The sequence below is a fragment of the Silvibacterium sp. genome, assembly GCF_047605705.1.
GTDB lineage: Bacteria > Acidobacteriota > Terriglobia > Terriglobales > Acidobacteriaceae > Silvibacterium.
On record NZ_JASGFD010000095.1, the window covers coordinates 1 to 9,249 of the forward strand.

The window sequence follows — 9,249 nt, forward strand, 5'->3', positions numbered from 1 at the left end:
TTCTCGAGCTCGCGGTCCATCGCACCGATGAGCTCGAGAAGACGCCGGGCGTGATCTGGAACTTCTCGCAGCCGATCTCGGATAACGTCGAAGAGGCGGTCTCGGGCGTGAAGGGCGAGCTGGCCGTGAAGATTTACGGCGACGACCTGAAAACGCTGGAGCAGCTGGGCGATCAGGTGGTCAACGTGATGGGGACGGTGCGCGGCGTGGCCGATCTCGGTCTCTTCCGCGTGATTGGACAGCCGAACCTCAACTACACCGTCAACCGTGAAGCGGCGGCGCGTTTCGGCATCAACGTGGCCGATGTGCAGGATGCCATCCAGACGGCGGTGGGCGGCAATGCGGTGACGCAGGTGCTGCGCGGGGAAGCCCGCTATGACCTGGTGATCCGCTACCAGAAGCCGTATCGCGATACGCAGGAAGCGATCGACAACATTCGCCTGCTCTCGCCTTCGGGAGAGCGCGTTTCTCTCGCGCAGCTGACGACGGTCAAGACGGAAGACGGGGCAGAAGAGATCTACCGTGAAGAGGGCCAGCGCTATGTGGCCATCAAGTACAGCGTTCGCGGCCGCGACCTGGGCAGCACGGTGGAAGAGGCGATCAACAAGGTCAACAAGCAGGTGAAGCTGCCGCTGGGCTACAAGTACGACTGGGCCGGCGAGTACGAGAGCCAGAAACGCTCGTCGAAGCGGCTGATGCTGGTGCTGCCGATTACGATCCTGCTGATCTTCGTGATCCTGTACACGATGTTCAAGTCAGGCAAGTGGGCGCTGCTGATCATGGGCAACGTGGCCATGGCGCCGCTGGGCGGCATGCTCGCTCTGCTGCTGACGCACACGAACTTCAGTGTGTCGTCCGGTGTGGGCTTCCTGGCGCTGTTCGGTGTCTCGGTGCAGACGGGCGTGATCATGCTGGAGTACATCAACCAGCTGCGTGTGCGCGGGCACAGCATCGAAGAGTCGGCGGTCGAAGGCGCGGTGTTGCGACTTCGTCCGATCATGATGACGATGCTGGTGGCGACACTGGGCCTGCTGCCTGCTGCCATGTCTCACGGCATCGGCTCGGATTCGCAGCGGCCTTTCGCGATTGTGATTGTGGGCGGCCTGATTGCGGCGCTGGCTATCAACGTCTTCCTGCTACCGACGCTGTACGTGTGGATTGCACGCGACGGCGACGTGCTGCCGAGCCCGGAGACGGAGTTCGAGAATTGAGGAGTAGCATGCAGCAACAAGGCAGAATGCGCCGCGCCGCAGCGGTGACGCAAGGACTGGCTGCGCTGGTGCTGGCAACAGGACTGGCGCATGCGCAGACCGCAGCGCCCGTCGCTCCGGCGGGGCCGTTGACGATGACGCAGGTCGTCGACGTGGCAAAGGCGAAGAATCCGAACCTGCTTTCGGCCGAGCAGAACCTGTTGTCCGTGAAGGCGCAGGAGGTCCAGGCCGGGGTAAGGGCGAATCCGACCTTTGCGCTGGCGGGCCAGGACGTAACGCTGGGAGCGCAGTCGGCGAACCCATACACGTACAGCGCACAGGTCTCGCGGCTCTTTGAGCGAGGCGAAAAGCGGCGCTGGCGTCTGGATGTCGCGCGTTCGACGACCGACCAGACACGGGACCAGAATGCGCTGCAGGAACAGCAGATCATTCTCTCGGTGAAGCAGGCCTTTACGAACCTGGTGTTGGCCAAGGCTTCGCTGAAGCTGGCGCAGGACAACCTGAAGGACTTCCAGCACGAGCTCGATATCAATGAGGCGCGGTACAAGGCTGGAGATATCGGCAAGCTGGATTATGAACGGCTGGAGCTGCAGCTGGCGCAGTTCGAGACGGACGAGACGAATGCCGAGCTCAACGTGAAGCAGAGCAGCTACCAGCTGCAGACGCTGATGGGCTATGAGAAGGTCAGCGACAATTTCGACGTGACCGGAGACATCGTTCCACCGGCCTTCAATCTGAGCATGTCCGAGCTGGAGCAGCGTGCCCTGCAGGCGCGTCCCGATTACAAGGCCGCGATGGATGCGGTGCGCGTGGCCGATGCGGGCGTGAAGCTGGCTTATGCGAATGGTACGACCGATCCGACGCTCGAAGGAGAATACGATCGGGCGGGCACCGAGGATTCGCTGGGCTTCAACATCAGCATTCCTTTGCGCATCTTCGACCGCAACCAGGGCAACAAGGAGACTGCGAAGTACCAGGCGCAGGCCAGCCGTTTTGCTGTGGATGCCGCACGGGCGCAGGTGTACTCGGATGTGGATCAGGCGTGGGCCGGATACGTAGCGGCGAAGACGCTGTCGGATCGCTACAACGGGCACTATATGGATCTGGCCAAGGACGTACTGAACATCGCGCAGTTCGCTTATGAGCACGGTGGGATCGGGCTGCTCGATTATCTGAGCGCATTGCAGGACAATCGAACGACGACGCTCAATGCGCTGACGGCATACGCGCAGACCTGGCTGGCGATTCATCAGCTGAGCTATGCGACGTCGACCGATGTCGCTCCGTAGCTCTAAGACTTTATTTCTCGCTCACGGCCGCGGAACGTTCGCGGCCGTTTTTCTTTTGAGTGCAATTTGGGGGGGAGACTGGGCCTGGGCCGCGTTCCACGGAGTTCGGAGCTCTTCTCGCGACTATGTTCGTCTGGCATGCAGGAGACGATACATGAGCGATTAGAGAGCGAGCTGTATGACTTGTTTACGAGCCCAGTTGAGAGCTTCCAGGTAGATGGCGGAAATCTTGGTTTCGGTGAGGTTGTATTGCGCGGCGGCCTCGATGCAAGGCTTCCAGTTGCCGCCTTCGAGGACCTCGAGCACCGAGATGGAAGGCGGTAGGACCGTAACCTGACGGTCCACGAGTGCCTCGCGGGTGCAGTTGATGAAGGCGAGCGTGTGCTGGCTGAGTTTGTCGACTCCCAGCATGACGCAGCTGTCGATCATCTGGCTGGTCGCGTTTTCGATCGAGCCGGTGAAGTAGTTCTCACAACCGGCGCGGAAGAGCAGCTCGTACCCGATGAGCCTGCGGTCGGTATTGAGGATCGGCTGCCGGGCAAGGAACCGGCTGGCGCTGGTGGGGGGAAAGTCGGGTGCTCCCTCTCCTGTCTCCGGGCAGGGAGATGTTCCGGCGACTGTGTCGTAGTACTCCGTCATAAGTTGCGCTCTCAGTGCTCATCGGCACAGAACTTGAGAGGACATGCCGGGAAAGGTATATGGATACACCCGTGCACCCTGAAATCGACTCAGAAAGCGCAGCTTCGTTGGCGCTGAAGACTCACCCATGGGAATGCGGGCGATCCAAATTGTCTGGCGTTTCGCAGCGCACCATGGCCGGTTGGCAGGCATGGAGGGTGGCGCATGGAACCGGGAGCGGATAGCAGTCCCATCATGCAGGGTTCTCCTGCAGGGATTCCGTGACGGTCAGTTCGCCTTCGGTGAGCAGGCGCTCGAGGTTAAGGGCGACCACCAGATGATCACGGGCATGGAAGACTCCGTGGATGAACTGGGTATCGACCGTGGTGCCGAAGTCCGGCGCGGGACGGATGCTTGATAAGGCAACCTGCAACACATCGCTGATGGCATCGACCAGCAGCCCGACGACTTTATCCTCGACCAGCGCGATCACGATGACGGTGAACTTGGTGTATTCGATGGCGGGGAGATGGAACTTGGTGCGCAGGTCGATGACCGGCAGGACGATGCCGCGCAGGTTCATGACGCCGCGTACGTGGGGTGGGAGGTTCGGAATCGGAGTGATGGGCGCGTATCCTCGAATCTCCTGAATCTTGAAGAGTTCGATGCCGTAGTCATGATCGTCAAGGGTGAATGTGAGCAGCTGCAACATCTGCTCCTGCTCGGTCGACCCTGCCCGATCCTTGGTCGCGATGCTTCCCGTGGACGACCCCTGGGTCAACTGCGGTGCCATCAACGTCATCGGTTTTCACCATCCCTTTCTGTTTCACATCCGCAGACGCCGTGTTTCTGCCCCCAGAGGGCTGTAGGTTTCACACGGCCAACACGGGGCCCGGCTGTCTCTTCGCTGTAAAGAGCTATCGGCCTGCGAGTCCATCGCGCGAGGGGCTGTCCGGGGACAGGATCTGGCCCACTTGTGGGAGAGGGGAGCTCTACTGAGACCGGTGTCCGTGCCGATACCTGCATCAAGCTTGGCTGACGATCAATTCCTTGCTGCAGTCTGAGGCCGCCTGTGAGGGAGATTGCGATCCAGGCGGACATGATCGAGAGGGTTTGGACAACGATGGGCAGGGCGCCTACAAAGCGACGGAGAACCGGGGACGCTGCGGGAGGTACGGTGGCGACGTCTCAGCCGGCAGCGGTGGCGGAGACGCAGGCTGCGGGGAGCGTACGCGTCTCCGCTTATGCAACGACCGAGGATCTGCATCGGCAGGTGATCGACCTGGCGGGCAGTAAGGATCTGGAGGTGGACCTGAGCGGTCTGGCCAGCCTGGATGCGAGCGCGCTGCAGGTATTGCTGGCCCTGGCCAGCGAGCAAACCGAGCGCGGCCTTGGGCTCCAGGTGCGCCATGTTTCTCCGGCGCTCGGGCAGTGGCTGGAAAGCAGCGGAGCGGGACCGCACCTGCCGCAACAGGAGCTGAAGGAGAGAGGATGAGCGTCGATTCTTTCGCCGGTGCGCTTCAAGAGGTCGACGCATCGGCTGGGCCGGGCTTCGGTCTGCAGATGAAGCCTTACCTCGAGCGATTGGGCACGCTCGGGCCGCAGCTGCAGCAGACCTCGGCCCTGATCGAGACCTCGGTGCTTGATGTCTGCAGTAGCTTTCAAGGCGTGGCCAGCCGCGCCAAGGCTACATCCACGCGTACTGTCTCGTTTCTGGCCAACGATGGGCAAAGCAGCGGCGGTGTCAGCTTCGAGGCCCTGATACAGAACTGCAGCGACACGCTGGTGACCATCCTCGAGGTGATTGTTGAGACAGGCGATGTCTCGCGCCGCGCAGTGGAGCGGGTGCAGCAGATGGACGAATCCGCGGCGGCGATCCGCACCTCGATCCAGCAGCTGGAGGCCATCTCGCGGGAGAACCGCATGCTGGTGATCAACGCGCGGATCGAGGCGGCGCATGCCGGGGAGCAGGGCGCGGGATTTGGCGTGGTGGCCGTCGAGGTGGCCTCGCAAACGGAGAAGATGCAGAGCGTGACGGCGCTGGTGGACAGTCTGGCAGCTGAGCTGCGCACGCTGGCAGCCTCCGCGTTGGCCGACCTGAAGCAGATGCAGCAGCGGGTCCAGCAGCGTGTGGAGCAGTGCCGCAGAGACGTGGAGCATTCGCTCGACGCCTTGCGCCGTGCGCACCAGGTCATGCAGTCAACGCTAACCGGTATCACCGAGGACGGTGCTGCGCTGGCCACCGAGATCGATGCCGGGATCCGGGGGATGCAGTTCCAGGACCGGGTGAGCCAGCGGATTGCGCATGTGGTTGAGGATCTGGAGATTATCGAGCGGCGCCTGCATGAGCTCGCCAGGAACGGCGTGCTCAGTGGCGGAGACCCGGATGCGGAGTTCAGCGCCTACACGATGCAAGAGGAGCGCGAGCTTTCTGGACTCAGCGCCCCGGAGATGTCCGCAGGAGATGTCGAACTGTTTTGAACGACGCCGCATGACGGCGTACAGCCGAGGTTGAAGAAGGTATGAAAAAGATTCTTATCGTTGACGATTCCGTCTCCATGCGCAAGATGGTGGGCTACTGCCTGCGGCAGGCAGGCTTCGATGTGATGGAGGCCGAGCACGGCCAGGACGCGCTCGACAAGCTCAAAGGCGTAGTCGTCGACCTGATCATCACGGATCTGAACATGCCGGTGATGGACGGCATCACTCTGATTCAGAATGTGCGCAAGCGCGCCGATATGAAGACCAAGCCCATCCTGATGCTGACTACCGAGACCCTCGGATCGAAGAAGGAAGAGGGCAAGGCTGCCGGTGCAACCGGATGGATCGTGAAGCCGTTCGAGCCGGAGAAGCTGCTGGCCACGGTCGCACGGGTATTGCCCTAAGAGAACACCCCGGTGCTCCCCCCATGAAGATAGATCTCAGCCAGTTTCGACAGACGTTTCTTGAAGAGAGCGCCGAGCACATCGAGACGATGGAGTCGGCCCTGCTCTCACTCCGCCAATCCGCGCAGGATGTCGAGATACTCAACGCCATTTTCCGCGCCGCGCACTCGATCAAGGGAGGCGCAGGTTCGTTCGGGATGACGGCGCTGGTCCGCTTCACCCATGCGCTCGAGAGCGTGCTCGACAAGCTGCGCTCTCTGGAGATGCTGGCGAGCGACGAGCTGATCGACCAGATGTTGCGTTCGGTCGACGTACTGCGCGATCTGCTCGGTTCCGAGGCACAGGACTCCCTGCCAGCCGAAGCCGAATCGTTGCGGCGACAGTTCGAGGCGATATGCAGTGGCGAATCTGCTGCGGCAGAGCCTGACGAAGAAGACCTCTCTGCGGGGCGTGGGCAGGGGAGCACGATGACCGTGTTCCGCGTCGAGTTCCGTCCGAACGCGGACATGTTCATGAGCGGGAACAATCCGCTGCTGCAGCTGCGTGACCTGGCTTCTCTGGGCACGGTGAGCACCTGCGAGCTGCATCTCGACAGGCTTCCCGCGCTGGCCTCACTCGATCCGGCGCTCTGCTACCTGTGGTGGACGATCGAGCTGGTGACCACGCATGGGGAGCCGGAGATCCGTGAAGTCTTCGAGTTCGTCGAACATCTGGCCGAGATCCGGGTGGAGCGGCTGGGCTCCGATGCTGTGCCGGAAGCGGCGACTCCGGTGGCGCTTGTGCCCGAGGCAGAAGCCCCGCCCGTAGCACTCGATGCAGTGCCGGAGAAGCGGCTGAGCGTAGTGGAACCGGCGGCGCGCGAGCAGCCGGCCAAACGGCAGGGTGTCTCGTCCGACGCGGGCTCGATCCGGGTGGAGACAAGCAAGGTGGACCGGTTGATCGACCTGGTGGGCGAGCTGGTGATTGCGCAGGTGATGACAGCCCAGATCGTGGACGAGTTCGAACCGGGGTGCCTGCCCCGTCTCCGGGATGCAGTTGCGGTGATGGCGCGCAACACGCGCGAGCTGCACGAGCGCATCATGGGCGTGCGCATGCTGCCTGTGGGTCCGCTTTTCCAGCGCTATACGCGCACCGTGTATGACATCGCACGCAGCACGGGTAAGAGCATCCGGCTGCAGACCGAGGGCGAGGAGACGGAGATCGATAAGAGCATGCTGGAGCTGCTCAGCGATCCGCTGACGCACCTGGTGCGCAACGCGGCCGATCACGGTATCGAGATGCCGGAGGTGCGGCGTGCGGCGGGCAAGCCGGAGGAGGGCCAGATTGCGCTGCGGGCCTTTCATCGCTCGGGTCGCATTGTGATCGAGATTGCCGACGATGGCGCAGGGATCGACGTGCAGCGGGTTCGCCGCAAGGCTGTCGAGCGCGGCCTGATTGCGGCCGATGCGCAGATCAGCGACGACGAGGTGCGGATGCTGATCTTTGCGCCGGGCTTCTCGACACGCGACCAGGTGAGCGACCTCTCCGGCCGCGGGGTAGGCATGGATGTGGTGAAGCGGAATGTGGAGCAGTTGAATGGCGTGGTGATGGTGCGGAGCGAGCTGGGGGCGGGCTCGGTGATGAGCGTGGAGCTGCCACTGACCATGGCCATCCTGGAGGGGCTGCTGGTGCGAGTGGCCGACCGCACGCTGGTGCTGCCGCTTCTCTCCGTGGTAGAGACGGTGGCGCCCGAGGCCTCGCAGATTGTGGAGCTGACGAAGCGGGGCGAGGTGGCGGTGATTCGCGAGGAGTCGATACCGCTGGTGCGAGTGCGCCATTTTCTGGGGCTGCCGGAAAAGGGTGACGCAACGGTGACGGCGAAGGGTGGCATCGAGCGGGAGTTGATCGTGGTGGTGGAGGCCGGTCAGAAGAAGGTAGGGCTCGTGGTGGAGGAACTGCTGGGCCAGCAGCAGGTGGTGGTCAAGAGTCTGGAAAAGAATTTGCGAAAAGTGGGTGGATTGATGGGGGCGACGATCCTGGGCGATGGCTGCGTGGCACCGATCGTGGACGTGGCCGGCATCGCAAGTCTGAATTTGTCATCGATGCCTGCATGAAGGGCATGGAGGCAGGACCGGTGTAGCGACAGATCGAAAGCGGAAGGCTCGTAAAGGGAAAGCGAGACGGGAGAGCATGAAGAACTTGAAGATCAGGACCAAAATTATATTGGCATTCGCAGCCGTGATCGCGATCAGTGTGGTGATGAGCGTCTTCGCCATCAGCAGGGTGGTCGGTATTGGAGAACGCACGGATGTCGTCGCAGACAACTATGCGCCATCGGTTGCTGCTCTGAGCGGCATCCAGACGCGTACGTTCAATATCGTGACATTGCTCGTCCGTCATGCAGCCAGCAGCGACCAGGGGGAGATGACCGCGCTGGAGGCGCAGATGAACGCCCTGCGGGATGAAAATACGAAATCCTATCAACTCTATGAGTCGTTTCCCAGTGGAGACGAGGAGCGCGCCCTGTACGCTGCAACCAAAGGTGACAGGCAGCAGTTCTGGGTCCTGCACGAGCAGATCCGGCAGTTGAGCCGCCAAGGCACGCCTGCGGCCAATGCCAAGGCCGCTGATTTGGTTGAGCACCAGCTTCTGCCGGTGATGACCAGATACAGCGATGAGCTGCAGAAGGTCGTCGACATCAACAATCACGGGAGCGTGGTCGGCCTCAAAGAGGTGAAGAGCAGTGTGAGTGCGACGATCATCGGCCTCATTATAGGGCTGGTGCTCTGCGTGCTTCTGGCGACCGCGATCTCCATTCTCATCGCACGCGCGATCGCCGGACCGCTGCGTCAGGCCGTCGACGCGCTGGAACAGGTAGCAGCCGGCGATCTTACCGCGAGCCTGCAAGTGGAATCGCGCGATGAGGTAGGCCAGATGGCCGACGCGCTGAACCTGGCGGTGGACAAGCTGCGTACCGCGCTGCAAAACGTATGGACCAATGCTGACAATACGAACGCCTCGGCATCCGAGTTGGCCGCGGCCACGGCGGCGATTGCCAGTGGCGCGCAGGAGCAGGCGGCGAGCCTGGAGGAGACCTCGGCCAGCCTAGAGCAAATTACGGCTACCGTGCGTCAGAGCGCGGATAATGCCAGGCAGGCGAGTCAGCGGCATCGGGATCGAAGGATGCAGCGGTGCAAGGGCAGGAGGTTGTTTCAAACGCGGTCACAGCGATGTCTGAGATCAATATGGCTTCGGCCAAGATCTCGG

Annotated in this window: 9 protein-coding genes; 7 read left to right on the forward strand and 2 right to left on the reverse strand. The window is 62.1% G+C overall.

What is annotated here, in order from left to right; translation table 11 throughout:
* Both QM649_RS19720 and QM649_RS19725 read left to right on the forward strand, forming a co-directional pair.
* On the forward strand, window positions 1–1,211 hold a 1,211-nt coding region (locus QM649_RS19720), incomplete at its 5' end, for an efflux RND transporter permease subunit (RefSeq protein ID WP_415200787.1).
* Window positions 1,212–1,219: 8 nt separating this feature from the next.
* Entirely contained in the window at window positions 1,220–2,500 is a 1,281-nt protein-coding gene (locus tag QM649_RS19725) for a TolC family protein (RefSeq protein ID WP_415200788.1), read from the forward strand.
* 162 nt (window positions 2,501–2,662) lie between these two features.
* On the opposite strand, the gene QM649_RS19730 is transcribed toward QM649_RS19725, so the two are convergent.
* Together QM649_RS19730 and QM649_RS19735 are read right to left on the reverse strand one after the other, a co-directional pair.
* The gene (locus tag QM649_RS19730) at window positions 2,663–3,139 is read right to left on the reverse strand and encodes a hypothetical protein (RefSeq protein WP_415200789.1); all 477 of its coding nucleotides are present in this window, start codon (window positions 3,137–3,139) and stop codon (window positions 2,663–2,665) included.
* A 232-nt stretch (window positions 3,140–3,371) separates the two neighbouring features.
* A complete protein-coding gene (locus QM649_RS19735; protein ID WP_415200790.1) occupies window positions 3,372–3,920 on the reverse strand; it encodes a chemotaxis protein CheW in 549 nt (182 codons plus the stop codon).
* A 375-nt stretch (window positions 3,921–4,295) separates the two neighbouring features.
* Here QM649_RS19735 and QM649_RS19740 point away from each other — a divergent pair, with 375 nt between their 5' ends.
* From QM649_RS19740 to QM649_RS19760, 5 genes are all read left to right on the forward strand, one after another.
* Window positions 4,296–4,613, forward strand: a complete 318-nt coding sequence (locus tag QM649_RS19740) for an STAS domain-containing protein (protein WP_415200791.1) — start codon at window positions 4,296–4,298, stop codon at window positions 4,611–4,613.
* On the forward strand, window positions 4,610–5,599 hold the full coding sequence (locus tag QM649_RS19745) for a methyl-accepting chemotaxis protein (RefSeq protein WP_415200792.1): 990 nt from the start codon (window positions 4,610–4,612) through the stop codon (window positions 5,597–5,599). The genes QM649_RS19740 and QM649_RS19745 overlap by 4 nt, the downstream gene beginning before the upstream one ends.
* Before the next feature lie 41 nt (window positions 5,600–5,640).
* Entirely contained in the window at window positions 5,641–6,003 is a 363-nt protein-coding gene (locus QM649_RS19750; RefSeq protein WP_415200793.1) for a response regulator, read from the forward strand.
* 23 nt (window positions 6,004–6,026) lie between these two features.
* Window positions 6,027–8,096 carry a chemotaxis protein CheA gene (locus tag QM649_RS19755; RefSeq protein ID WP_415200794.1) on the forward strand — a complete coding sequence of 690 codons (2,070 nt, stop codon included), beginning with the start codon at window positions 6,027–6,029 and terminating at the stop codon, window positions 8,094–8,096.
* Between the two features lie 76 nt (window positions 8,097–8,172).
* Window positions 8,173–9,249: methyl-accepting chemotaxis protein (locus QM649_RS19760; RefSeq protein WP_415200795.1), on the forward strand; the 1,077-nt coding region annotated here is incomplete at its 3' end.

Excerpts from the sequence above, each read along its gene's own strand:
- QM649_RS19725 (WP_415200788.1), top strand. The coding sequence starts at position 1,220 with ATGCAGCAACAAGGCAGAATGCGCCGCGCCGCAGCGGTGACGCAAGGA.
- QM649_RS19730 (WP_415200789.1), bottom strand. The coding sequence starts at position 3,139 with ATGACGGAGTACTACGACACAGTCGCCGGAACATCTCCCTGCCCGGAG.
- QM649_RS19735 (WP_415200790.1), bottom strand. The coding sequence starts at position 3,920 with ATGACGTTGATGGCACCGCAGTTGACCCAGGGGTCGTCCACGGGAAGC.
- QM649_RS19745 (WP_415200792.1), top strand. The coding sequence starts at position 4,610 with ATGAGCGTCGATTCTTTCGCCGGTGCGCTTCAAGAGGTCGACGCATCG.
- QM649_RS19750 (WP_415200793.1), top strand. The coding sequence starts at position 5,641 with ATGAAAAAGATTCTTATCGTTGACGATTCCGTCTCCATGCGCAAGATG.
- QM649_RS19755 (WP_415200794.1), top strand. The coding sequence starts at position 6,027 with ATGAAGATAGATCTCAGCCAGTTTCGACAGACGTTTCTTGAAGAGAGC.